This window comes from Clostridium sp. BIOML-A1 (assembly GCF_009874105.1).
Classification (GTDB): Bacteria; Bacillota; Clostridia; order Lachnospirales; family Lachnospiraceae; genus Coprococcus.
Genome location: NZ_WWTL01000005.1, coordinates 89278 through 113916 on the forward strand (window position 1 = coordinate 89278; position 24639 = coordinate 113916).

At 43.0% G+C, this 24639-nt stretch carries 22 protein-coding genes; 19 read left to right on the top strand and 3 right to left on the bottom strand.

Annotated elements, in window-relative coordinates:
- The first annotated feature begins 10 nt into the window (after positions 1–10).
- The 13 genes from atpC (at position 11) to GT641_RS05715 (ending at position 13598) form a co-directional block, all read left to right on the top strand.
- Positions 11–418, top strand: coding sequence for an ATP synthase F1 subunit epsilon (gene atpC, locus GT641_RS05660; RefSeq protein WP_008400505.1), 408 nt, complete (start codon positions 11–13; stop codon positions 416–418).
- A 100-nt stretch (positions 419–518) separates the two neighbouring features.
- Positions 519–1244, top strand: coding sequence for a lysophospholipid acyltransferase family protein (locus GT641_RS05665; protein ID WP_008400504.1), 726 nt, complete (start codon positions 519–521; stop codon positions 1242–1244).
- A gap of 271 nt (positions 1245–1515) precedes the next feature.
- Positions 1516–2328 carry a hypothetical protein gene (locus GT641_RS12970; protein ID WP_192919811.1) on the top strand — a complete coding sequence of 271 codons (813 nt, stop codon included), beginning with the start codon at positions 1516–1518 and terminating at the stop codon, positions 2326–2328.
- Between the two features lie 328 nt (positions 2329–2656).
- Positions 2657–3943, top strand: coding sequence for an aminotransferase class I/II-fold pyridoxal phosphate-dependent enzyme (locus GT641_RS05670; RefSeq protein ID WP_008400501.1), 1287 nt, complete (start codon positions 2657–2659; stop codon positions 3941–3943).
- 209 nt (positions 3944–4152) lie between these two features.
- Complete coding sequence (locus GT641_RS13295) at positions 4153–4998, top strand: patatin family protein (protein ID WP_008400500.1); 846 nt, start codon at positions 4153–4155, stop codon at positions 4996–4998.
- 118 nt (positions 4999–5116) lie between these two features.
- Positions 5117–6505: an MATE family efflux transporter gene (locus GT641_RS05680; RefSeq protein WP_161117027.1), complete on the top strand. Its 1389-nt coding sequence runs from the start codon at positions 5117–5119 to the stop codon at positions 6503–6505.
- 273 nt (positions 6506–6778) lie between these two features.
- Positions 6779–7429 (top strand): 3'-5' exonuclease, encoded by a 651-nt coding sequence (locus tag GT641_RS05685; RefSeq protein ID WP_161117028.1) that lies wholly within the window; start codon positions 6779–6781, stop codon positions 7427–7429.
- A gap of 79 nt (positions 7430–7508) precedes the next feature.
- Positions 7509–8762 (top strand): AI-2E family transporter, encoded by a 1254-nt coding sequence (locus GT641_RS05690; protein WP_243143702.1) that lies wholly within the window; start codon positions 7509–7511, stop codon positions 8760–8762.
- Between the two features lie 72 nt (positions 8763–8834).
- Positions 8835–10142 carry an ATP-binding protein gene (locus tag GT641_RS05695; protein WP_008400495.1) on the top strand — a complete coding sequence of 436 codons (1308 nt, stop codon included), beginning with the start codon at positions 8835–8837 and terminating at the stop codon, positions 10140–10142.
- Between the two features lie 6 nt (positions 10143–10148).
- Entirely contained in the window at positions 10149–10796 is a 648-nt protein-coding gene (gene nth, locus GT641_RS05700) for an endonuclease III (RefSeq protein ID WP_119963111.1), read from the top strand.
- 258 nt (positions 10797–11054) lie between these two features.
- Positions 11055–11999 carry an AIR synthase family protein gene (locus GT641_RS05705; protein ID WP_161117030.1) on the top strand — a complete coding sequence of 315 codons (945 nt, stop codon included), beginning with the start codon at positions 11055–11057 and terminating at the stop codon, positions 11997–11999.
- A gap of 18 nt (positions 12000–12017) precedes the next feature.
- Entirely contained in the window at positions 12018–12509 is a 492-nt protein-coding gene (gene trmL, locus GT641_RS05710; RefSeq protein WP_021944002.1) for a tRNA (uridine(34)/cytosine(34)/5-carboxymethylaminomethyluridine(34)-2'-O)-methyltransferase TrmL, read from the top strand.
- 12 nt (positions 12510–12521) lie between these two features.
- On the top strand, positions 12522–13598 hold the full coding sequence (locus GT641_RS05715; RefSeq protein ID WP_147554311.1) for a WYL domain-containing protein: 1077 nt from the start codon (positions 12522–12524) through the stop codon (positions 13596–13598).
- A gap of 259 nt (positions 13599–13857) precedes the next feature.
- Here GT641_RS05715 and GT641_RS05720 read toward each other — a convergent pair whose 3' ends face one another.
- Genes GT641_RS05720 through GT641_RS05730 form a run of 3 tightly spaced genes read right to left on the bottom strand, consistent with a single transcriptional unit; the run spans position 13858 to position 18483 of the window.
- The gene (locus GT641_RS05720) at positions 13858–15363 is read right to left on the bottom strand and encodes a HAMP domain-containing sensor histidine kinase (RefSeq protein ID WP_008400487.1); all 1506 of its coding nucleotides are present in this window, start codon (positions 15361–15363) and stop codon (positions 13858–13860) included.
- A gap of 2 nt (positions 15364–15365) precedes the next feature.
- The gene (locus tag GT641_RS05725; protein WP_008400486.1) at positions 15366–16082 is read right to left on the bottom strand and encodes a response regulator transcription factor; all 717 of its coding nucleotides are present in this window, start codon (positions 16080–16082) and stop codon (positions 15366–15368) included.
- A 25-nt stretch (positions 16083–16107) separates the two neighbouring features.
- Positions 16108–18483 carry an endonuclease MutS2 gene (locus GT641_RS05730; RefSeq protein ID WP_008400485.1) on the bottom strand — a complete coding sequence of 792 codons (2376 nt, stop codon included), beginning with the start codon at positions 18481–18483 and terminating at the stop codon, positions 16108–16110.
- A gap of 468 nt (positions 18484–18951) precedes the next feature.
- Here GT641_RS05730 and GT641_RS13355 point away from each other — a divergent pair, with 468 nt between their 5' ends.
- The 6 genes from GT641_RS13355 to GT641_RS05755 all read left to right on the top strand — a co-directional run bounded on the left by GT641_RS13355 (position 18952) and on the right by GT641_RS05755 (position 24633).
- On the top strand, positions 18952–19098 hold the full coding sequence (locus GT641_RS13355) for a hypothetical protein (RefSeq protein ID WP_347562848.1): 147 nt from the start codon (positions 18952–18954) through the stop codon (positions 19096–19098).
- Positions 19099–19100: 2 nt separating this feature from the next.
- A complete protein-coding gene (locus GT641_RS05735; protein ID WP_347562850.1) occupies positions 19101–19592 on the top strand; it encodes a hypothetical protein in 492 nt (163 codons plus the stop codon).
- Positions 19593–19833: 241 nt separating this feature from the next.
- Positions 19834–20265, top strand: coding sequence for a protease complex subunit PrcB family protein (locus GT641_RS05740; protein WP_008400482.1), 432 nt, complete (start codon positions 19834–19836; stop codon positions 20263–20265).
- A gap of 21 nt (positions 20266–20286) precedes the next feature.
- Entirely contained in the window at positions 20287–21840 is a 1554-nt protein-coding gene (locus tag GT641_RS05745; RefSeq protein WP_008400481.1) for an SPOCS domain-containing protein, read from the top strand.
- A gap of 332 nt (positions 21841–22172) precedes the next feature.
- Positions 22173–22655: an NAD(P)H-dependent oxidoreductase subunit E gene (locus GT641_RS05750; protein ID WP_008400480.1), complete on the top strand. Its 483-nt coding sequence runs from the start codon at positions 22173–22175 to the stop codon at positions 22653–22655.
- A 49-nt stretch (positions 22656–22704) separates the two neighbouring features.
- Positions 22705–24633 carry an NADH-ubiquinone oxidoreductase-F iron-sulfur binding region domain-containing protein gene (locus tag GT641_RS05755; protein ID WP_243104419.1) on the top strand — a complete coding sequence of 643 codons (1929 nt, stop codon included), beginning with the start codon at positions 22705–22707 and terminating at the stop codon, positions 24631–24633.
- The last annotated feature ends 6 nt before the right edge of the window (positions 24634–24639 follow it).

The window sequence follows — 24639 nt, forward strand, 5'->3', positions numbered from 1 at the left end:
GCAGACAGACATGAATACATTTTACCTGAGAGTCATATCAAGTAATAAAGTATTTTTTGATGATAAGGTTACGAAGTTTGTATTGCCTTTGGAAGATGGTGAGATGGCAGTCCTTCCTCACCATGAGAATATGATCATTGCAACCAGTATCGGGGAGATCCGAATTGATACACCGGATGGAAAGAAGATCCTTGGTGTTGTCGGGGAAGGATTTGCCCAGATCGTAAATAACCGTGTAACGATGCTGGTGGATTCTGCAGAGCGTCCGGAGGATATCGACAGAGTCCGTGCTGAACAGGCACTTGAACGTGCGAAAGAGCGTTTGAGGCAGAAGGAAAGTCTGAAAGAGTACAAACAGACAGAAGCATCTCTTTCCAGAGCGTTAATGCGATTAAAGGTAACGGGTAGAGATTTATAAATGGCCGGATCCGGTGCGGATCGCACCGGATCAAAAAAACAGTTGTTGGATATTGCAGTACTTTTGGACGGAGAGTTGTAAATTCAGGGGATTTAGGTAGATGGTTAGATTTTTTATAGTGATCATTTCCTGTTTTTTTCTGATTTTGTATTATGTTCCGAAGATGTCATATTATGCCAGACATGGTGAGAAATATGATGAGGAGACATGCTACAGAATGGCACAGGTTATGATCGAGCATGTAAAGAAAAGAGGGCGTATCGAGACGGTTGCATCCGGCATGGAGAATCTGCCGACAGAAGGCGGATATATCATGTTTGCAAATCATCAGGGCAAGTACGATGCACTTGGTGTTATAAGCGTACATGAAAAGCCATGCACATATGTAATGGATGCGAAGCGATCACATTTGTTTATCGTCACGCAGTTGTGTGAGCTGTTAAAGGCAAAGCGTCTGGATAAAACCGATCTCAGGCAGCAGGTTCAGGTAATTAATGACGTTGCGACAGAGGTCAAAGCGGGAAGACGATATATTCTTTTCCCGGAAGGCGGATATGACCATAACCATAATTCTCTGAGAGGTTTCCTGCCGGGAAGCTTCAAGATCGCACAGAAGGCAAAATGCCCGATCGTGCCGGTTGTATTATATGATTCATTTAAACCATTCGAAGGAAAATCTTTCCGAAAGGTTATTACACAGCTTCATTTTCTGCCACCGATCCCATATGAGACATTTGCAGATATGAAGACCTATGAGATAAGAGATATGGTAGTTTCACTGATCCAGAATCAACTTGATAAGATGGAGAGTCTGAATGACTGGTAGGGAATTGCCGAAGAAAAGAGAGATAGCAGTTATGTTATCTCTTTTTTTCGTGGAAATCCAGACAGAGCAGAAATGTTGTATCTGAATTTTGGGGTTGGAGCATATACAAGTGTGGCATTTCTTTAGCAAAAATTTTAGAAATATATTGTCTGTTGAGATTTTAGATGGTAGAATAAATTTTGTCGATAATGAATATATTGTGTTATCGATGGGCTATCTGGCAGATGAGGCTGTCAGATGAAATTTAGTCTGAATTATAAAGGAGAGTAACATGGACGAGAATATGAATGGAAATCAGCAAAATGGCATGAATGCCGGACAGCCGGATGGAGCAGCTCAGAATATGAATCCAAATCAGCAGGCATACGGCGGACAGCAGTATTATGATCCAAACCAGCAGGCATATGGCGGACAGCAGTATTATGATCCGAACCAGCAGGCATACGGCGGACAGCAGTATTATGATCCAAACCAGCAGGCATATGGTGGACAGTATGGACAGCAGCCACAGGGTAATAAGCCGGCAGGCAGCGGATTTGATAAGGTAAAGAATGCGATTGTGAATAATAAGAAGATCGTTATTATTGCGGCGGCAGCAGTTGTTGCATTGATTCTGATCTTTAACATTATCGGTGGAATTGCCAGCCACGGCAAACAGAGCCCAAAGGCAGTTATTAAGGCTTATGTAAATGCAGTAGAAAAGCAGAGCGGTAAGAAGATGTATAAGCTGATCGATAAGAAGATCATTAAATATATTAAGGATGAAAATGATATCGACAAAGAAGATATGATCGAACAGTTAGACGACGTTATGGAATATTCAGGCGAGGCTCTGGAGAATCAGGTTGGTAAAGTAAAGAGTATCAAGGTTAAGTTCAAGAAGGTTAAGAAGTTAAAGGGCAGCAAGCTGGAAGATAAGAAGGAAGACTATGAAGATGAATACGATATCAAGGTCAGTCAGGTTGCACGTGTAGAAGCTACCATTAAGGTAAAAGGCAAAGATGATGATGTCGAAGAAGATATCACAATGTATGTATATAAGCGAGCTGGAAAGTGGTATCTGGATTTTAGTTCCATATACTAGGATGAACGTTTATAAAAGTATCAATTCGTAAATACATATAAGATGGCACCGGTCGGAAAGAGTCTGACCGGTGTCATTTTGTTTGCATATTACTTAATGAAAACAAGTCATATATGAAAATAATGGAGAAAAATACGATTTTTGCAGAAAAAACTGAATAAAATAAAGAAAATTCAATAAAATAGTTGATATTTAAAACGAAATAGACAAGAATTTTCAATTATAGGCTTGCCTTTTTTGAAAAATGTTTTAAAATAGCTAATAGGAATTTTACAGGACATAACTGATTTAACCGGAATAGAATAAGTGAAAGGCACAGGTATGTAGAATGAAGAAATACAAAGATATGAGTAAAGATGAATTATTGACTTTAAAAGCCGCTCTTTTGGAGGAGTATAAGGAAGAACAGGCAAAAGGTCTGAGTCTGAACATGGCAAGAGGTAAGCCTGGATTCTCACAGCTTGCATTGTCTATGGGAATGTTAGATGAGATCAATAGTTCTTCGGATATGAGAACTTTGTTAGGAAACGATACCAGAAACTATGGTGATCTGGATGGTATCGGTGAGTGCCGTCAGCTTATGGCAGATATGATGGAAGTTAAGAAAGAGAATATCATCGTATATGGTAACTCCAGCTTAAATGTAATGTATGATACAGTATCACGTTCCATGACACATGGTGTAAATGGTTCTACTCCATGGTGTAAGCTGGACAAGGTGAAGTTCCTTTGTCCTGTACCGGGATATGACAGACATTTCAAGATCACAGAATTCTTCGGAATTGAAATGATCAATATTCCTTTATTAGAGGATGGTCCGGACATGGATCTTGTAGAGAAATATGTAAATAACGATCCTGCAGTAAAGGGAATCTGGTGTGTACCAAAGTATTCAAATCCAACAGGAATCGTTTATTCAGATGAAGTAGTAAGACGTTTTGCAGCATTAAAGCCTGCAGCAGAAGACTTCAGAATCTACTGGGATAACGCATACTGCATCCATCATTTATATAAGGACAAGCAGGCAAAGATTTTAAATATCATAGATGAATGTGAGAAAGCCGGAAATCCGGATATGGTATACATGTTTGGCTCTACTTCCAAGATTACATTCCCTGGCTCCGGTGTAGCAGCACTTGCAACATCTCCGAGAAATGTTGAATTTATCAAGAAGCAGCTTACTGTTCAGACAATCGGACATGATAAGATCAACCAGCTTCGTCATACAAGATTCTTTAAGAATATCGATGGCATAAAGGCTCATATGGAGAAGCATGCAGATATCTTAAGACCAAAGTTTGAAGCAGTTCTGAATGAATTCGATAAGGAGCTTGCAGGACTTGAGATCGGTTCATGGATTAGACCGGTTGGTGGATATTTCATTTCATTTGATGCATTAGAGGGCTGTGCAAAGAAGATCGTAGCAATGTGTAAGGATGCAGGAGTTGTTCTGACAGGCGCAGGTGCAACATATCCATACGGTAAAGATCCAAAAGACAGCAATATCCGTATCGCACCATCCTTCCCATCTGTTGAGGAGATGGAAGCAGCTTCAAAGATCTTTGTTCTTTGTGTAAAGTTAGTCAGCATCGACAAATATCTGGGTGAAGAATAAGTAATAAATAATCGAATAGAGAACATATAAAAGCAACATCAATGTGTTAAAAATAAGATTATCCGAAGGTAGTCTTATGGCTGGCATGTTGATGTTGTTTTTTATGTAATATTATAATCCACAAAATTCCTCTTGCTAAAATCCAGATTTGCGTTATCATAGTAAAAACAAAAGATGGCAAATTCGTTTTGAAAGGAAGTTGAAGATATATGACAAAGACAGGATTGGTTTTAGAAGGCGGTGGCATGCGTGGCATCTATACTGCTGGCGTACTGGATGTATTTTTAGATCATAATATTACAGTGGATGGCGTGATCGGCGTATCGGCGGGAGCTATTCATGGAGCATCCTTTTTGTCCAAGCAGCGTGGAAGAAATATTGCATACAGTTTGGAATACCGAAACAATAAGGAATATATGAGTTTGAAGTCATTGTTGAAAACGGGAAATTTATTTGGAGTTGATTTTTGTTATGATCGGCTACCAAATGAATTATACAAATTCGATTATGATGCATTTGAGGAGAATCCAACGAGATTTTATGTATGCTGTACAAATGTAGAAACCGGGCAGCCGGAGTATCTGGAATGTACGGATCTTCGAAAGGATATGGACAAGCTTCGTGCATCAGCATCACTTCCGATCGTGTCACAGATTGTAGAAGTAGATGGCAAGAAGTTATTGGATGGCGGAACGGCAGACAGCATTCCAATCTTCCAGTTCCGGAGAATGGGATATCGAAAAGATATCGTAGTTTTAACCAGACCGGAAGGCTATGTCAAGGAAGAAGACAGCATGTTGAAGCTGGAAGCAATCCGGTATAAGGAATATCCGGAGTATGTGAAACGAATAGCCATGCGGCATTTGTATTATAATAAGACATTGGAGAAGCTGGCTGAACTGGAACAGAAGGGCGAGGTTCTTATTATCCGTCCGAGTGTACAGATCGACATATCAAGAACGGAAAAGGATGATAAGAAGATTCAGGCAATGTACGATCTGGGCGTGTATGATGCACAGAATAAGATCGAGGAAGTGGCTGAATTTCTGAAATAATGCATCAATATCCGGATGATATAAAAGATTGTTATGATTTTGGTATCAGAGTTTGGATGGATACAGAAATATTTATTTGTCGGTTTCTTACTATGACTATAGGGCAGGATGTCTGCGTATGAAAAATAATAGTGTTCAAGGTAAAACTGACAATACGAAGGATAAGGCACAGGAGAATCATGTGAAAATGACACAGACTCCTGTGCCTTCTCTTATTTTGCGATTATCCTGTTCAACCATTGTCAGTATGCTTGCCGGAACAACGTACAATATTGTAGATATGTATTTTGTTTCGGATCTTGGAAACAGTGCAGTTGCGGCAGTTGGGGTTTTATTTTCGGTGCTTGCTATGATACAGGCGGTAGGGTATACATTTGGCATGGGTGCAGGCAGCAGAATATCCCGATTTTTAGGTGAACAGAAAGAAAAGGAGGCAGGCAGAGATGCACTGGTTGCGGTTTTAATGTCTCTGATTGCCGGGCTTATATTGATGGGAGCAGGTTTCCTGTGGCAGAAACCGCTGGTTGATTTTCTGGGATCGACGGATACGATCGAGACATTTGCATTAGACTATGGATTCTGGATCCTGCTTACAGCTCCGGTCATGTGTGTGTCGTATGTACTCAACAATGTTCTGCGGGCGGAAGGAATGCCTGTCTGGGCGTTAGTTGGAATTGGAAGCGGTGCTGTCTTAAATGCAGTCTTAGATCCGATTCTGGTGTCGGGTTTGGAGCTTGGAATCCGCGGAGCTGGAATTGCGACATTTTGTGGGCAGAGCGTAAGCCTTGCTATTATGTTGATCGTAATGTTGAGCGGGAAAAGCGTGATTGGATTAAAGCGACAGAAAGGGAAGCCGTTCAGGCAGACGGCAGCCGATATTACGAGAACAGGTATTCCGTCTTTCTTCCGTCAGGGGCTGGTCTGCGTGGCAACGATCCTGTTGAACCGGGCGGCGAGAGAATATGGGGATGATGTGGTAGCTGCGATATCAGTATCAAATAAAGTATTTGCCATATTATTTGCAGTCATGGTCGGATATGGGCAGGGATTTGCGCCGGTGGTTGGCTACAACTATGGGGCAAAGGAAAATGACCGGGTAAAAAAGGCAATCACGTTTACACTTCTAAGCCAGATCATCGCATCGGCTGTCGCGGGTGTTCTTGTGTGGATATTTGCCTCTCCGATCATCTCGTTATTTGGCAAAAATGCAGCACTTGATCTGGGCGTGCGCTCCCTCCGGATGCATGCGGTGTCATTGCCATTTATGGCGGTTTGCCTGGTCAGCGGTATGTTATTTCAGGCAATAGGGGAGATCGGAAAAGCCATTCTCATATCATCCACCAGACAGGGAATCTTTTTCCTGCCATTGATCTGGCTTCTTCCAATGTGTTTTCAGGAAACAGGCGTGGCTCTTACACAGGGAATCTCCGATGTACTGTCAGGGGTATTTTCATTGCCGTTTATACTTGTGGCGATTTATATGTGTAAAAAAACAGGTAGGAAATAGTTATAATGAATAATGTTTTTGGCTATGGAGAATAGATATCCTGTAAAAAACTGTAGCTGTCCCAGCTTTATTTATCCGAAATCTTTTAAGTTACGGTAAATAAAGCCGAGACAGCTACAATTTTTAACAGGGCATTTACAGGAAATCTCCACTAAGAAAAAGATAGACATTTTTGACTGTGAATGGTATGCTTTAAGGTAAGATTGTGATGATGGAAGCCATGTTCGGCAGGTGGCTTTCACCCGGAAGACAGCTTCAGGAAGGTTGTGACACATGGAGTATATATTTGTGGATTTTGAGATGAATCAGATCGATAATTCTCATCCCGATGAATTAAAAATTTGCAAAAATGAAATAATTGAAATAGGAGCTGTTAAGCTGGACGATACATATAAGGAGATTGATTCGTTCAAGACTTATGTAAAGCCGGGAATTACGCCTGTGACATCCAGAATAACAAATCTTACAGGGATCACAAATGAGATGGTAGACGATGCACCGGATTTTGCGATTGCGATGGATCGGTTCATTGCATGGGGCTTAAGCGCGGATGTGATCTATGCATGGAGTGAGAATGATCTGCGGCAGTTCAACCGGGAGTGCAAGTTAAAATCCTACAATAACCCGGATGCACAGAAGCTTGCATCCAAATGGAAGGATTTCCAGAAGGAATTTGCACGTATGCTTGGAACCAGAAGAAGACTGGCACTGTCAGATGCGGTATTCTATCTGGGAGAAGATTTTCAGGGAAAAGAGCATGATGCATTGTGGGATGCCAGAAATACAGCAGAAGTATTCATTCTTTCAAAGGACAGGGAGAAGTTTGAGAAGATCATGGCTCCGATTATGAATGCTTATAAACCAAAAGAGAATATGACCTATTCCATAGGTGATGTATTTGGGAACATCAATCTGCCGGAATAAATGGTCTTGGCATGATTGAGCAGACACGTTCTATGTGCCTGCTCAAAAAAATGTAAAAAGAAAGCAGAGGAAATTGAATTTGGAATTGAATAATTCGAATATGAAAAAGCTCATAAAACTGATCATTATAACTGTATTAGTCGTATTTTGCGTATTTCGTTTTGATAAAATCTATGCCTGCGGTACATGGATCATCGGGTTGCTTATGCCGTTCGTGATCGGATTTGCGATTGCGTTCATTCTGAATGTGCCGATGAAGGGATTTGAAAATCTGTTATTCCGAAATGAAAAAAGCAGATGGTATCGGTTCCGGAGACCGGTCTGTATGGTGCTTTCCATTATCTGCGTCGTCCTGGTGATTGCTTTTGTGATCACGATGCTGATACCGGAGGTCAGCCGGACAATTACAGCGATCGGACAGCAGTTTCCGTCTACGATGGAGGCAATTAAGAATTGGGCGGTGAATCTGGCAGCGGGGTATCCGGATATCGTTGACCGGATCATGGAGATTGATATTGCATGGGATAAGGTGAGTGAGAGTGCGATCAATCTGATAAAGAATGGAAGCGGAAGCCTGTTGTCATCAACATTTAATTTTGCAACCTCTGTTGTCAGCGGTATAGTCGATTTTGTGGTTGGATTATTTTTCGCAATCTATATTCTGGCACAGAAGGAGAACTTGAAGCGTCAGACAAAGGGTCTGATATATGCGTTATTTAAAGAGAAAACAGCAGATAAGATCATCAAGACCTGCGTTATGGCAGATGAGACATTTGCAAATTTTATAACCGGACAGTGTCTGGAGGCATGTATTCTGGGCTTGATGTTCTTTGTATCCATGAGCGTCCTTAGTATTCCATATGCACTGACGGTCAGTGTTACGATTGTGGTAACGGCATTGATTCCGGTCTTTGGTGCATTTATTGGATGTGGTGTCGGTGCATTTCTCATTCTGGTTGACGATCCGAAGAAGGTATTGGTATTTCTGATCCTGTTTATCGTATTGCAGCAGGTCGAGGGAAATCTGATCTATCCGCATGTGGTAGGCGGGTCCGTCGGACTTCCATCTATATGGGTGTTGGTTGCCGTTATCATTGGCGGAGATCTGATGGGAATTCTCGGTATGCTGATATTTGTACCATTATCCTCTGTCTTATATGCACTGGTGAAGGAATTCGTACTTATGAGATTGCGGGAAAAGGGAGTCGCATGGGAAAAGTACGGAGAACCTTACGCTTCGTCGGATGATGGCTGGAGGGAGAAACCCCGGAAGCGGCAGCAGAGACGACAGTCCAGACGCATGAAAGAGAAAAGAAGCAAGGAAAATGCCTGAGAGAAACGAGCTGGATAAAACAGGGCAAATGCCTGTTTATATAGACAAATGAAGAAAGAAGGATAATTTAAGATGTACAGAGATATAGCGAAATTAGTATTATATAGAAATCTGGGTGAAAACAGTATTCTGATGAAGTTGTCCGGGATATTTGAGGATTTTGACCGCGGAGACTGTCCGAATGCGGAGCTGGTTGCAAGGATCTACGACCAGATCAAGCGGTTGCTGGATCTTGCTACCGATTATGGATTTGACACAAATCTGTGGCACAATTATCTGGCATTTATCCTTATCACAAATGAGAATTCATTCTCTATGACGAGTGAAAAAGTGGGTGCCAATGACGGAACCGTTAATTATTTTGCAAAAAATGATTTCAAGATCTTCAAGAAGCTGTTTGATTTTGATTTCTCTGAGATCGAGGAAGCGTTGGATATTGACTGCTTCACGATCGTGAATAATTATAAAGCCATCGGCAAGAAAGAACGTATGTATAACAAGAACGTCAGCACAAAGGTACAGGATATCAGCCGTGCGATTGAAGGAGCAAAGGATGAAAATGATATCTTCAAGATCGTGACGGATTTCTATAAGGCATATGGTGTTGGAATGTTCGGACTGAACAAGGCATTCCGTATCGTTCACCCGACAAATGGAGATATGCAGTTCGTTCCGATCAACAACACAGAGGATGTCCGTCTGGATGATCTGATCGGATATGAGATTCAGAAACAGAAGATCGTGGAGAACACAGAAGCCTTTGTTGCAGGACGTAAAGCGAATAATGCGCTGTTATTTGGCGACAGCGGAACCGGAAAGTCAACAACGATCAAGGCGATCATAAATGAATATTACGATCAGGGACTTCGTATGATCGAGATTTATAAGCATCAGTTTCAGGATCTGTCACAGGTTATTTCCCAGATCAAGAATCGAAACTATCGATTCATCATTTACATGGATGACCTGTCCTTTGAGGAATTCGAGACAGAATACAAATATCTGAAGGCAGTCATCGAAGGCGGTCTGGAGATCAAACCGGATAATGTCCTGATCTATGCAACATCGAACCGTCGTCATCTGATCCGTGAGACATGGACAGATCGTACCGATCTTGAGAATAACAATGGTATGCACAAGAGCGATACAATGCAGGAGAAGCTGTCACTGGTCAATCGTTTTGGTGTTACGATCAATTATAGCAAGCCGTCACAGAAGGAATATTTCCAGATCGTTGTAGGTCTGGCAGAGAAGAATGGCATTCATATGACAGAGGAAGAACTGTGTGCGGAAGCAAACAAATGGGAGCTGTCGCATGGTGGAATCTCCGGCCGTACAGCACAGCAGTTTATCAACTATCTGGCAGGAAAACAGGAGTAATGTAGCATGACAAAAAAAGAAAAGCAGCAGGTCGCTGAGATCTGCCGGATCTTGAATGAGACATACGGAACTGATTACAAGTGTTATCTGAATCATGAAAATGCATGGCAGCTTCTGATCGCAACGATGCTGTCGGCACAATGTACAGATGCCAGAGTAAACATCGTAACAAAGGATCTGTTCGTGAAATATCCGACCTTGCAGGCATTTGCCGATGCAGATATCAAGGAACTGGAAAAGGATATTTACTCGACCGGATTTTATAAGAATAAAGCGAAGAATATAATTGGCTGTGCAAAGAAGCTCATCAGTGAATATGGCGGAGAAGTGCCGAGTGATATCGAGAGCCTGACGAAATTAGACGGTGTTGGAAGAAAAACCGCAAATGTGATCCGTGGCAATATCTACCACGAGCCAAGTATCGTCGTTGATACACATGTAAAACGTATTTCCAGGCTGCTTGGGCTGACAGATAGTGATGATCCGGTGAAGATCGAGCATGAGCTTATGGAAAAGCTTCCAAAGGAACAGTGGATCTTATATAATATTCAGATCATTACACTTGGAAGAACGATCTGTATCGCCAGACGACCGAAATGTGCGGAATGTGCGCTGAACCGTGTGTGTCCTTCGGCAAATGCTAAATTGCTATAAAATAATGCTATTATATCTGGACAAAGTGAAAATTCAGCGTTAATCTATACATGATGTCCTGCATAAGACGGAAAAAGATCTGATGTGTGGGCAGGTAATATCAGAAAATTATAAGTTTAAAATATAAAGGAGAAATGGGAAATGATCAATTTAAGCAGTTCAAAGGGTAAAAAGGTAGCATCCGCAATTATAGTTGGAATCCTGGTAGCAGCTATGGTAATCGGTATGCTTGCATATGCATTCTAAAAGGTATCAGGGATGAATAAAGAAAAGTTTCGATTTATACAGCAGAAGCGGTCAATCTTAAGATCGTTGAATAAACAGGAACATTCTGACATAACACAAGCCGGCATAGGAGATGACTATAGCCGGCTTGTGTTGTTGGATAGTGAGCTTGCAGTAACGGAAGGGCTCTGCCTTGCAAATGCACTGGGTACGGTGACTTCGGATGTTATCAAACAATATAATAAATTACGGCTTGGCGGGTATCAGCCATTTGCACTTACAGATACGGTCATGATGCCGGAAAATGATGAGAAGCGTATGAAAAAGATTCTGCGGGAGCTTTCTGATCTTGCGAAGGAGTTTCACATGGATGTTGTGTATGGAGATACCGCAATCAGCGGGATATTCAAGGAGCCTGCGGTAACTGTAACGATGTATGGACGAAGGATATCGCAGGGCGAGAAAAATGCAAAGATCAAGCCGGATATGGATATCGTTATGTGTGGACAGGCCGGCATCCTCGGAACCCTGCTTCGGGTCAGGGAAAGAAAAGAAGAGCTTCTGACCAGATATTCTGAGGAATATCTTCGCACAGCAGAGCAATTTGACCGGTTATTACTTGTGAAGGATCAAGGAGATATTGCGATGGCATGTGGCAGTATATATGTACGCCACATCTCAACAGAAGGAGTATATGGCGCATTATGGGAACTGGCAGAGGCTGGAAATGTCGGGCTTCGGATCAGCCATGACCATATACCGATCATGCAGGAAACCATCGAGATCTGTGAATTTACCGGGGATGATCCATACCGGATCGATGGATGCGGAGCGGCATTATTTGTCACGACAGATGGTGAATTGTTAAGCGATCGTCTGTATGAAGCTGGATTTGAAGCTGCTGTGATCGGCAGAACAACAACCGGACATGATCGCGTGATCATCCACGATGGAGAGGAAAGCTTTTTGACACCATAAGAGCGAAAGGAGAAAAACATGTTAAATATCGTACTTCATGAGCCGGAGATGCCGGCAAATACAGGAAATATAGGACGTACCTGTGTGGCAGCAGGTGCAAGACTTCATTTGATCGAGCCTCTGGGCTTTCAGATCAACGAGAAGCAGTTAAAGCGTGCGGGTTTGGATTATTGGGACAAATTAGATGTAACGATCTATGATGATTTCAATGATTTCCTTGAAAAAAATCCAGGCGCAAAGATCTATATGGCAACGACCAAATCCAAACAGAAATATACAGATGTAAACTATGAGGAAGATGCCTATATCATGTTCGGAAAAGAGAGCGCGGGAATCCCGGAGGAAATTCTGTTAGACTATAAGGAAACAGCAGTCAGAATTCCGATGTTCCCGGAGATCCGTTCCCTGAATCTGGCAAATTCTGTAGCAATCGTGTTATATGAGGCACTCAGACAGCAGGGCTTCCCGGAGCTTGAGGCGAAGGGACAGCTTCACCATTATGAGTGGTAAAAAGGAGTGTTTATGAGTACATACATGGTAGATGGAAAGAAAATGATGAATATCTGTATCCTTGAGATTCTTCGGAAATACACGGATTCCGAACATACAATGGATCAGAAGGATATCATAAAGAAACTGGAAACCGAATATGGAATGAAGGTTGACCGGAAATCTGTCAAGAGCAATCTGATGAATCTGGTGGATTTTGGTTATAATCTGGAATGTACGGAGATTGAACGTGAAAATAAAAACGGAGAGACCGAGATCCTGACAAAGGACTGGTATTACAATCACGAATTTGATGATGCAGAACTTCGAATGCTGATCGACAGTATCTTATTTTCAAAGACGATACCGAGAAATCAGGCACAGGAGCTGATCGAGAAGATCAAGGGGCTTTCGAATGTGTATTTCAGTGCGAAGGTACAGCATGTGTGCAATCTGCCGGGGTTATCACATACCGATAACCGTCAGACCATGTTAAATGTTGAGATGATCGATGATGCGATCAGTGAGGGCAAGAAGGTTGCATTTCTCTATAACACCTATGGTATCGATAAACATCTTCATCCAAGAAAGGATACGAAGTATATTGTAAATCCATATCAGATGGTTGCAAATGAGGGCAAATATTATCTGATCTGCAATTATGATAAATATGACAATCTGTCGAATTACCGGATCGACCGTATGACGGAGATTGAGATACTGGATGAAAAGGTCAAGGATAAAAGTCTGGTAAAAGGGATGGAGCATGGACTGAATCTGCCACAGCATATGGCGGAACATCTCTACATGTTCAGTGATTCCGCAGCTACGATTGTATTAAAGGTTCAGAAAGGGAATATGGGTGATATTGTAGACTGGTTTGATAAGAACTTTGAAGTGTTGTCACCAAAATTTGTTCAGAACAATTATCCAGATAACTTTAATCCTGAGGCAGATGCCAATAAGGCATTTATCCGTGTGACCTGCAGCCAGAATGCCATGTTCCACTGGGCGATGCAGTACGGAACCAGCGTGGAAGTCATAGAGCCTGCAGATCTCCGTGAACGCATCCGCAATGCTGTAAATGAGATGGCAGAGAGATATAAATAATGCCTCCTATTAATGGAGACATTATGAGTAAGACATAAAATAAAGCCCCACCCGCTCTTGCCACTATGCTGGGTAGGAGTTGAAACTCGCTACACTTTCTATTCGGTTCGCACGCTGATTTGTCAGCAGTCGCCCAAACTCGCCTTATAAGGCTCAAACAAGGGCTTGATGCTGACAGCTAGTGCAAACCTCATAACGAAAGTTTCACTGATGTTTCAATTCCTACCCAGCATAGTGGCAAGAGCGGGTGGGGCTTTGGTTAGTCCTTCTTAATACGGAACTTTCCATTGGAGATATATTGTGTATCGGCTTCTTCCTTCTTCACATGCACGGCTTTGATCGGAACCTGCATTTCCTTCTGCATAGGGAGAGAGAAGATGAATTCACTTCCCTCGCCAACCTTACTGGTGAGGGTAATGTTTTCGCCGTGCGCTTTGATGATCTCTTTTGTGATAGCAAGTCCGAGACCGGTTCCGGTCTTATCCTTTCCGCGGCTCGGATCCGTCTTATAGAAACGGTCGAAAACTTTCTTGATCGATTCCGGTGGAATTCCCACACCCTCATCCTTGACACTGACATAGACTTTATCGGATTTTTCCGTGACCTGAACCGTGATCTGGCGACCCTCCGGGGTGAATTTGATCGCATTATCAACCAGATTATAGATAACCTGCTGGATTCTTGTTCGATCGGCATAGACAATGGTATTGTCGGTATGGAAGATCGCGTGCAGATAAATGCCTTTGTCCTGACAACGGCCTTCAAAGGTGTTGATCGTAGGAAGAATGATGCTCTTGATATCAAAATTCGACTTATCAAGCTGAAGGTCAAAGGAATCAAAGTTGTTAAGTTCCAGAAGCCCTTGTGTCAGTTTGGTAAGACGCATAGTTTCGCTCAGAACGATCTGGAGATATTTCTCGTGCTTATCCGGCGGAATCGTTCCGTCGATCATGGCTTCGATATATCCCTTGATGGAGGTCAGAGGGGAACGGAAGTCGTGGGAGATATTAGAGATAAATGATCTTCGGTATTCATTTGACCGGCTCAGTTCGTCTGCCATTTCCTCCATATATCGTGCCAGTTCGCCAAATTCATTATCCGTATGGACATCGATTCTAGCATTAAAATTACCCGCAGCATATTGTTTGGATGTTGCGATAATTTCACGAATCGGTTTTAAGGTGCTATTCGAGATCAGCATAAGGGCGATTAGAGATAATACAACGATGACGAGAAACGGCATGTAAGTGGATGCAAATGTTTTCTGCGCAATATCTTTAATGAACTGCAGGGATAAGTGGATCGATAATAAACCTGCGTATGTATTATCCTGATAAACCGGAGTACTGATACTCAGCGTTTTAGTGTTAAAGCATCCGTTCAAGGTTCCGGTTTTGATCGTTTTGGTAAATAATTCCGTACGCTCATAAAAATCGGTTATGATCAGATCCTTTGCAGCCACACTGTCTTTATTTGAGCAATAAATAATATTATTGTCCGGTGTGGAAAACCAGATTTCAGCATTCATCGTATCGGCATGATCATCCAATCGATCAAAGAAAGTATACTGATCGATCGTATTATTCAGGTAATCATGAATCGTTGTGTCGATGATCAGTTTACTCTCGGTATTCAGATTTTTCTCTGTATTGTTAAGAAGCCTTGACTGAGTCATATGGACAGTGTACAACGCAAGAACACTGAAGATAGCAATGACCAGCAGGACAAAGCCAACAACAATCTTATCAAAAATGGTTTTTTTCATGGTTATTTAACCTCAAATTTGTAACCGATTCCCCATACTGTGAAAATAGACCAGTTATATTTGTCTGTCAGTTTTTCACGAAGACGCTTGATGTGCACATCGACGGTTCTGGTGTCGCCGACATATTCGTAGCCCCATAATTTGTCCAGAAGCTGTTCTCTGGTAAATACCTGATTTGGACGGCTTGCAAGAAAATACAGCAGTTCCAGTTCTTTTGGCGGCATTTCCAGATTTTTGCCCTCTAATGTAACTGTATAATTTGAAATATTAACGACCAGATTATCATACTCGACATAGGTGCCGATATGATCGGCATTTGTCGGATTATAGTTCTGGGAGTTATCTGTCCGTGAGTTGCAGCGGCGGAGCAATGCACCGACACGGGCAACCAGTTCGTTAGAATCGAAAGGTTTTACGATGTAATCGTCAGCACCGATCTTAAGTCCGAGAACCTTATCGAATACTTCACCTTTTGCAGATAACATGATGATCGGTACATTTGACTGCTTTCTGATTTCGGTACATACCTGATATCCATCCATGCCCGGAAGCATGACATCTAAGAGGATGAGATTTGGCGCAAATTCGACAAATGCTTCCAGGGCAGAAGTTCCGTCTGCGGCAATCTGTGTTTCATAACATTCTTTATTCAGATAAAGGGAGATCAGTTCGGCGATGTTTTCGTCATCGTCAACGATCAATATTTTTTCTTTGTCCATATAGTTCTCCTTGTTGTTGTGTGTTTTATAATTCTACGATCGTAACGCCGGCTTCACCCTCACCGTATTCACCCAGACGGAAGGATTTGACGTATGACTGCTTGCGCAGATAGTCATGGATTCCTTTCCGGAGTGCTCCGGTGCCTTTTCCATGGATGATCCTTACCTTGTGCAGGTGAGCCATCATGGCATCATCAAGATAACGGTCGACTAATGAGGTAGCTTCAGCTACAGTCATGCCGAGTACATTAATCTCCGGCTGAATATTTAAAGCCTTGCCCATTCCACGTTTATTGTTGATCGATACCTGAGCGTTGTTCTGCTTTGGTGTCTCGATGATCACAAGATCAGAAGCAGGAAGCAGAGAGCTTAAGATGCCCATCTGAACTTTGATATTTCCCTTTGAATCAGCAGGAGCAGTAACCGTTCCTGTTGTATCCATGCTGATAACATGCACGGTGTCTCCGGCCTTGAAATCCTTTGCCGTATGATGGGAGGTCATGGATTTGCGTTTTTCCGGTGTCATCTTCCGGTAATCGTCCATCTTGGTACGGAGCTTTTTTCGCTCATTCTCCATCGTGCTCGCATCTGCCTTATGAGGATTTGTTGTCCATTTGTTATATTTCTTAATGGCTGAATCCGCCATTTCCTTTGCTTCTTCCAGAATATCAGCCGCTTCTTCTCTTGCATCCGCTAGGATCTGAGCTTTCTTGGCAGAGAGTTCATCATCCTTTGCCTTTGCGCGTTCCTGAAGCTGTCTGGCTTCTTCCTTGAACCGTGCGATCTCCGCTTTGTCGCGTTCAATCTCTTTTCGGCTGTTTTCCAGATCGGACAGCAGTGTTTCAAAATCAACTTTGTTGCTGTCGATATTTGTCTTTGCCCGTTCAATAATATCGTCGGACAAACCTAATTTCTTCGATATTGCAAATGCATTTGATTTGCCGGGAATACCGATAATGAGCCGGTAGGTTGGCATCAGTGTTGCTACATCGAATTCGCAGCTTGCATTCTGAACGCCCGGAGTCGACATGGCAAATAACTTCAGTTCGCTGTAGTGTGTGGTCGCCATGCAGCGGATGTCCTGATCGTTTAAGCTGCTTAAGATCGCGATTGCAAGTGCAGCACCCTCGACCGGATCGGTTCCACCGCCAAGCTCATCGAAAAGGCACAGCGTATTCGGTGTCACATGGTTCATGATATATACGACATTACTCATGTGGGAGGAGAAGGTCGAGAGACTCTGCTCGATGCTCTGTTCATCTCCGATATCGGCAAATACATCATCAAATACATTCAGTCTGGAACCATCCAGTGCCGGAATATGAAGTCCGGACTGTCCCATCAGAGTAAACAGACCCAGTGTTTTTAAGGATACGGTCTTACCACCGGTATTCGGACCGGTAATGATCAGCAGGTTGTAGTCCTCACCCAGTCTGATGTCGACCGGAACAACGGTATGTTTGTCTAAAAGTGGGTGGCGGCCCTGCTTGATATCCACAATGCCGTCCGTATTGAAGATCGGCTCGGTTCCCTTATAGGATCTTGCAAAATTCGCTCTGGCAAATATAAAGTCCAGATCGGTCAATGTCTCGAAATCAAATTTTATATTTTCGTATTCAGATGCTGCCCGTGCCGACAGGTTCTCAAGAATCTTTTCGATCTCTGCCAGCTCCTGATTATCCAGCTCTTTTAACTGGTTATTCAGATTAACTACCGCAAGAGGTTCGATAAATACAGTATTTCCACTGGAAGACTGGTCGTGGATCATACCCGGAAAGCTGTTCTTATATTCCTGTTTTACCGGGATACAGTATCTTCCGTTACGCATCGTGATCAGGTTATCCTGAAACATCGTCTGCTTGCTCTGGTCGGTTACAAGTTTGTTCAACTGGTTATGTAACTTTTCATTTGTCAGTTTTTTGTTCCGTCTGACTGCCTTCAGACCGGACGATGCATCGTCTGCGATCTCGGATTCTGACAGGATACAGCGGTGGATCTCCTGACTTAAATGTTCCAGCGGAACAAGCTCCATGAAGCGGGAGTAGAGGCTGTCATGTGCTTTTTCCTCGTTATCATCGCCGCTGCCATATTGTCTGGCGGATAGTGCCATATCAAGGACACTTCCGATATCTAACAGTTCCTTGATGCCGAGTGCTCCCTGAACCTCCAGCCGCTTGATCGAAGCGCCGATATCACGGAGTCCGGCAAATGATAGGTTGCCCTGTGTATTCAGCCGGATCAGAGCATCTCTTGTTTCCTGCTGTAGGGTCTGGATCAGTGTCAGATCCCTGCGGGGCTTCAGGCGTTCGCATTTTCGTTTTGCCATCGGGGATGCCGCGTAGGAGGTCAGCATTTCTACTATTTTATTATATTCTAAAAGTCTTAAAGTCCTTAAATTCATATCATTTTCTCCATCTTAAATGCACAAATACGCATACACAATCCATTATAAACAGTTTGCCTGTGGCTGTCCAGTGTGGGTTGATGGCGGGAACCTATATGTTGTTTTCCTGACTTCATCTTACTACTTGATGGAGATTTTCTGTTATTTGCTATACCATCTTATTCAGGCCACATACAAACAGTAAGACTCGCAATATTTCTATTCGGTTCGCACATTTATGAACCAGCAGTTGCCCAAATTCTCAGACATTTATTTATAGGAAAATTCTTTTATTAATTTCCTCTGGCATATTGACGACTCTTTTTTTTACATAGAAACATATGAATCTATAGCAGGCAGAGTTTTTTTATGGTTAAACTTGTTTTCCTTTCTGATATCCGTTACAATCAAACTTGGAGAGACGGAGGCAATATACAAAGCTAAAATATGCATGTTATTCTGTTCTATCGGGAAAGGAGATGGGACATGGATAACGAAATTGTATATTCCTCCAAGGCTACTGATCAGAAAGCACAGTATGATGCCAGTGCCAAGCGCTTGCTTGGACAGAAGATCATATTGGCGCATATACTGATCAGGGTAGTAGAAGAATTTAAAGGTATGGATGTATGAATATGAAAGAGAACAGTCTGAGTCATATTCATATGGTAAAGGATGATTTACTTGGTGAACAGGACTGGAAGGGCAATCTGGATATTTCAAATATCGTGATGATCGGTCTGGCAAAGGAGATTCCACCAAAGGAAGAAAGATATGAACTGCATCGATTGTTAGGAGCACTATTGTCGCAGACAATGACAGCAGAACAAAAATTGAAGCTTATGAAACAGGAGTATGACATACCGGTAGACAGACGCGGTATAAGAGATGAGGTGAAAATCATGTGTAATCTGAGTGAAGGCGTAGAAGAAATGGGATATGCCAAGGGCGAAGCCGCTGGCAAAGTCATTGGAAGATCTGAAGGAAGATTAGAAGGAAAGTTGGAAGGAAGATCAGAAGAAAGAGCTGATATTATTCTGAAAATGCATAAGAAAGGCTATTCCTTAGAGCAGATCATGGATGTAACCGAAATGAGTGAAACTGAAATCAAGGCAATTATAGGATAAGAACATAAGCAGAACAGATAACATGTATATTTTAGTGGAAGTCCGGATATGGCAGAAATGCTGTATCCGGACTTTTTTAGTTGAAATATAAATTAATAAGAAAAAATGAGAAAAGACAGGCTAAAAGCTCCGGCAAAATTTCCATGCATAGACTTGCAAAGCAGGACATATAAATAATGGTATAGAGATTGACAAGGGTAAAGATAGAGCCGAAAAATGACATTGTGAAGGGAGCGGTGAGATGAGAGGACAAAGATGGCTGCGTATTCTGGCAGGGGTGTTGACTGTGGTAGTTGGGCTGAGTTTGTTTGCTGGATGCAGTTTTTATAAGGTGAAAGAAGATGGTGAAGCGCTGACTTACGATATCTGTGACGACACCATGCTGCCGGAGGAGTTGTTGAGCGTCATTAACAGTAAAAAAGAAGAACCGTTTAATCTGACATATTCAAACAACACTTACACATATATTGTGATTTGCAGCGGCAGGCAGAATCGGGATGATGTTGGCGTGGTTGTAGATAAGATGTATATGGATGAAAATGCTATTTACATCGAATCGGTTCTTAGGCAGACGGCGACACCATCAGATGCAGTAAGTAAGGATACGGTATCGTATCCATATATAGTTCTTCGGATCGCACGGACAACGACACCGGTTGTATTTAAAAATTAGAAAATAGTATGGGGGTATCATATGGAACTTGTAAAAAATAAACTCAGTACAACGATTTTAAAGACTTCTAAGTATTCGCAGTTTACTATCAATGATGATTTTAATGTACCGGATGCAAAAGACGATATGGAACGGATCATTGCAAGTACAGGAAATGTCCTTTTAGATGATGTAGAGACATTGGAGAATAAGGTGCGGATATCAGGAACAGTTGTATTTAAAGTCCTGTATCAGACAGTTGGTGAAGATGTTCGGTTTGAAACCTATGAGGGTGATGTTCCATTTGAGGAATCCATCAATATGGATGGCATACTTGCCGGTGATAAGGTCGATGTCAGCTGCGTGCTGGAAGATCTGTACATAACCATGATCAATTCAAGAAAATTTGAAGTTCGCGGGCTGGTTGGCATGAAACTGTGGGCTATGGATTCCGTAGAGCTGTCCGGGGCAACCGGACTGTTAAACGGATCGGGAATCGAATGCAGGAATGAGCAGATTCCATTTACAAATAATGTGGCATCTGTAAAAGATATATTGAAGGTAAAAGAAGATTTCGAGATCGCTGCCAATAAACCAAACATCGGTCGGGTGCTTTGGAGCCGGGTGTCCTTCTATGGCATCGAGACAAAGGTTGTAGATGGGGGAATAAATATTAAAGGACAGATGGACCTGTTTGTAATCTATCTGGCGGAGGAGCCCGGCGTACCGATGCAGTATCTGAATGAGAGCCGGGAATTTGAAGGTCTGATCCCTTGCGAAGAAGCAAATGAAGGCATGATCCTGGATGACCGCATCACGATGGGAAAAGGAGAAGTCGGTGTGCGTGCCGACAATGACGGAGAGGACCGCGTGCTTCAGGTTGAATATAATCTCCATACAGATATGAAGATTTATGAAGATATGGAGCTTTCTATCATCGGGGATATGTTCTCTCCGTCGGCAAATGTAGAAACGATCTGTGAACAGTTTCCATTTGAGAATCTTCAGATAAAAAATAATGCCAAGACAAAGGTCGTACATAAAGAGCGGATCAAGAGCAGCTTCCCGAAGATACTGCAGATCGTATATGCAACCGGAACAGTTGAGATCGATGAGGTAAAAGCAGGAGAGGACAGCATTGATATATCAGGTGCGGTAAAAGCTGAAATACTCTATGTATCAGCGGAGGATAGCAAGCCGTTACAGCAGATTGAAACGGCGATACCATTCAATTATCAAGTGGAATCCGTACCATTTGTCAATCAGGATTCAATCCGTATCAATCCATCCGTTGACCAGATTACAGCCCAGATGTTGAATTCCGATGAGGTGGAGATCAAGGCGGTGATCAATATGAATGTTACGGTATTTGCACCGGGTTCTGTGGACGTCATTACCGATATGAATATCCTACCGATCGATTGGAATAAGAAGGCAGCTATGCCGGGTATGGTTGGATATGTTGTAAAAGAAGGCGACAGTATCTGGTCCATTGCCAAAGAATATTTCTCCAGCCTGGATTCCATCCGAACCATCAACCATCTGGAAAGCGACGAGGTAACACCGGGTGAAAAACTATTGATCGTAAAATGTTAGCAATATAAAAATCCCCGCCTGTCTCCGGCACGATGGTGGATAGTGTTTTCAACATCAGTGGAACTTTCGTTATGAGGTTTGCACTAGCTGTCAGCATCAAGCCCATGTTTGAGCCTGATAAGGCGAGTTTGGGCGACTGCTGACAAATAAGCGTGCGAACCGAATAGAAAGTGCAATGAGTTGAAACACTATCCACCATCGTGCCGGAGACAGGCGGGGGTTTATTTTTCAATCCAAAATCTTCGTGCAAATCCTATTGAAAAATGTTATCATCTATATATGAGGTATTGATAAAAATTCCCAACAATGGGGCAAAGCACGGAGGGTAATACATGCTGGAACAATCTTACTACGATGAGGCTGATAAGATTATTGCTGCATATGGGACAGAGCCAAGATTTCTGATCCCGATCATTCAGGATATTCAGAGCGAATATAAGTATCTTCCGCCGGAATTATTACGATATGTGGCGGACAAACTGAATATTACAGAGGCAAAAGCTTATAGCGTAGCAACATTCTATGAGAACTTTTCATTTGATGCAAAAGGAAAGTTCATTCTTAAGGTGTGCGATGGAACCGCATGCCATGTCAGAAAATCCATGGATATCTTAAATCAATTGTATAAAGAACTTGGATTGTCAAAAGAGAAACACACAACAGATGATATGATGTTCACATTAGAGACAGTATCATGTCTTGGCGCATGCGGACTCGCACCGGTCATGACGGTAAACGATGTTGTTCATCCGGCTATGACACCGGAGAAGGTAACTGCATTGATAGCAGAATTGAAGGAGGGTGCGGATGAATAGAATAACAAATGTATCGGAGCTTGACGCAGCAGTAAAACAGGCAGAAGAGATGTTGCATGCAGATTCGCACAGGATCCTTGTCTGTGCAGGAACCGGATGTCTGGCGGGTGGCTCTCAGAAAATATACGACCGGTTCTGCGAGATGGCGAAGCAGTCGGAGGGCGTGAAGGTAGAATTTGTCCCGGAGGCAGAGTATACAGGGACGGAGAAACAGGAAAAGCCGGATATAGCAGAAGAATTTGAAACAGACATTAGTAAAACAGAGAATTCTGCAGCGGGACAGACAGTTATAAAAGAATCCTGTCATGTCGGCGTGAAGAAAAGCGGCTGTCATGGTTTCTGCGAGATGGGGCCGCTTGTGCGAATCGAGCCATATAATTATATCTACATAAAAGTAAAGGAAGAAGACTGCGAGGAGATCTTCAACGAGACGATCCTGCACGGAAGACCGGTAGAGCGTCTGATGTATCACAAGGATGGTATTGTCTACAGACAGCAGGAAGAAATTCCATTTTATAAGAAACAGACCAGACTGGTACTGAAAAACTGCGGACATATCGATGCAGAAAATATCAATGAATATCTTGCGGTCGGTGGATATCAGGCACTTCGTAAGGTGTTATTTACCATGGAGCCTTCGGAGGTTATTCAGGTCATCAGTGACTCCAATCTGCGTGGACGTGGAGGCGGTGGTTTCCCGACCGGATACAAATGGCAGCAGGTTGCCAGACAGGCGGAGAAGATCCGATATGTTGTCTGCAATGGTGATGAGGGAGATCCGGGTGCGTTCATGGATCGAAGCGTGATGGAAGGCGATCCGCATAAGATGTTAGAGGGTATGATCATTGCTGCATATGCGGTTGGTGCGCAGGAGGGATATGTCTATGTAAGAGCAGAATATCCGCTGGCAGTCAGCCGTTTGAAGACAGCGATAGCACAGGCAGAGGAAGCGGGCTTCCTTGGTGAGGATATCTTAGGTTCCGATTTTTCTTTCCATATACATATCAATCGTGGCGCGGGGGCATTTGTCTGCGGAGAGGGAAGTGCGCTTACGGCATCGATCGAGGGACAGCGCGGAATGCCGAGAACCAAGCCGCCAAGAACCGTAGAGCAGGGCTTATTTGCCAAGCCGACGGTTCTGAATAATGTAGAAACCTATGCAAATGTGTCCATGATCATTTTAAATGGTGCAGACTGGTACAAGTCGATCGGACCGGAGAAAAGTCCGGGAACCAAGGCATTTGCATTGACCGGAAGTGTAAAGAATACGGGACTGATCGAGGTACCGATGGGAACAAAGCTGCGTGAGATCGTGTATGATATCGGCGGTGGTTTAAAGGATGACATCCCATTAAAGGCAGTTCAGATCGGTGGACCATCCGGTGGCTGTCTGGTGACGGATGATCTGGAGGTCAGTCTGGATTTTGATTCATTAAAGAGCAAAGGCGCGATGATCGGTTCAGGTGGTCTGGTTGTTATGGATGAGAATACCTGTCTGGTTGAGGTAGCCCGTTTCTTTATGAACTTTACACAGAACGAGAGCTGCGGCAAATGCGTTCCATGCCGTGAAGGAACCAAGCGGATGCTTGAGATCCTAGAGCGGATCGTTGCCGGAAATGGTACGTTAGAGGATCTGGATCTGTTAGAGGAACTGGGCCAGGCGATCACCGACACGGCCCTTTGTGGACTTGGTAAGAGCGCAGCCCTGCCGGTACTCAGTACGCTGAAGAATTTCCGTCAGGAATACATCGAGCATGTGGTTGACAAACGATGCAGAACCGGAAACTGTAAAGCACTGGTTCGCTATAAGATCGATCCGGAAGCATGTAAGGGCTGTTCCAAATGTGCGAGAAACTGTCCGGTCGGTGCGATCACAGGTGAGATCCGGAAACCATTTGTCATTGATACAGCCAAATGCATCAAGTGTGGTGCATGTATCGATAATTGTGCGTTCCATGCAGTATATACAGAGAATTAAGGAGGG

What these genes read in the sequence shown, in the direction of transcription:
- atpC (WP_008400505.1), top strand. Translation starts at nt 11, where the DNA reads ATGAATACATTTTACCTGAGAGTCATATCAAGTAATAAAGTATTTTTT.
- GT641_RS05755 (WP_243104419.1), top strand. Translation starts at nt 22,705, where the DNA reads ATGTTGCATGCAGATTCGCACAGGATCCTTGTCTGTGCAGGAACCGGA.
- GT641_RS05665 (WP_008400504.1), top strand. Translation starts at nt 519, where the DNA reads ATGGTTAGATTTTTTATAGTGATCATTTCCTGTTTTTTTCTGATTTTG.
- GT641_RS05735 (WP_347562850.1), top strand. Translation starts at nt 19,101, where the DNA reads ATGAAAGAGAACAGTCTGAGTCATATTCATATGGTAAAGGATGATTTA.
- GT641_RS13355 (WP_347562848.1), top strand. Translation starts at nt 18,952, where the DNA reads ATGGATAACGAAATTGTATATTCCTCCAAGGCTACTGATCAGAAAGCA.
- GT641_RS05750 (WP_008400480.1), top strand. Translation starts at nt 22,173, where the DNA reads ATGCTGGAACAATCTTACTACGATGAGGCTGATAAGATTATTGCTGCA.
- GT641_RS05725 (WP_008400486.1), bottom strand. Translation starts at nt 16,082, where the DNA reads ATGGACAAAGAAAAAATATTGATCGTTGACGATGACGAAAACATCGCC.
- GT641_RS12970 (WP_192919811.1), top strand. Translation starts at nt 1,516, where the DNA reads ATGGACGAGAATATGAATGGAAATCAGCAAAATGGCATGAATGCCGGA.
- GT641_RS05670 (WP_008400501.1), top strand. Translation starts at nt 2,657, where the DNA reads ATGAAGAAATACAAAGATATGAGTAAAGATGAATTATTGACTTTAAAA.
- nth (WP_119963111.1), top strand. Translation starts at nt 10,149, where the DNA reads ATGACAAAAAAAGAAAAGCAGCAGGTCGCTGAGATCTGCCGGATCTTG.
- GT641_RS05740 (WP_008400482.1), top strand. Translation starts at nt 19,834, where the DNA reads ATGAGAGGACAAAGATGGCTGCGTATTCTGGCAGGGGTGTTGACTGTG.
- GT641_RS05715 (WP_147554311.1), top strand. Translation starts at nt 12,522, where the DNA reads ATGAGTACATACATGGTAGATGGAAAGAAAATGATGAATATCTGTATC.
- GT641_RS05685 (WP_161117028.1), top strand. Translation starts at nt 6,779, where the DNA reads ATGGAGTATATATTTGTGGATTTTGAGATGAATCAGATCGATAATTCT.
- GT641_RS05695 (WP_008400495.1), top strand. Translation starts at nt 8,835, where the DNA reads ATGTACAGAGATATAGCGAAATTAGTATTATATAGAAATCTGGGTGAA.
- GT641_RS13295 (WP_008400500.1), top strand. Translation starts at nt 4,153, where the DNA reads ATGACAAAGACAGGATTGGTTTTAGAAGGCGGTGGCATGCGTGGCATC.
- GT641_RS05705 (WP_161117030.1), top strand. Translation starts at nt 11,055, where the DNA reads ATGAATAAAGAAAAGTTTCGATTTATACAGCAGAAGCGGTCAATCTTA.
- GT641_RS05680 (WP_161117027.1), top strand. Translation starts at nt 5,117, where the DNA reads ATGAAAAATAATAGTGTTCAAGGTAAAACTGACAATACGAAGGATAAG.
- GT641_RS05745 (WP_008400481.1), top strand. Translation starts at nt 20,287, where the DNA reads ATGGAACTTGTAAAAAATAAACTCAGTACAACGATTTTAAAGACTTCT.
- trmL (WP_021944002.1), top strand. Translation starts at nt 12,018, where the DNA reads ATGTTAAATATCGTACTTCATGAGCCGGAGATGCCGGCAAATACAGGA.
- GT641_RS05730 (WP_008400485.1), bottom strand. Translation starts at nt 18,483, where the DNA reads ATGAATTTAAGGACTTTAAGACTTTTAGAATATAATAAAATAGTAGAA.
- GT641_RS05720 (WP_008400487.1), bottom strand. Translation starts at nt 15,363, where the DNA reads ATGAAAAAAACCATTTTTGATAAGATTGTTGTTGGCTTTGTCCTGCTG.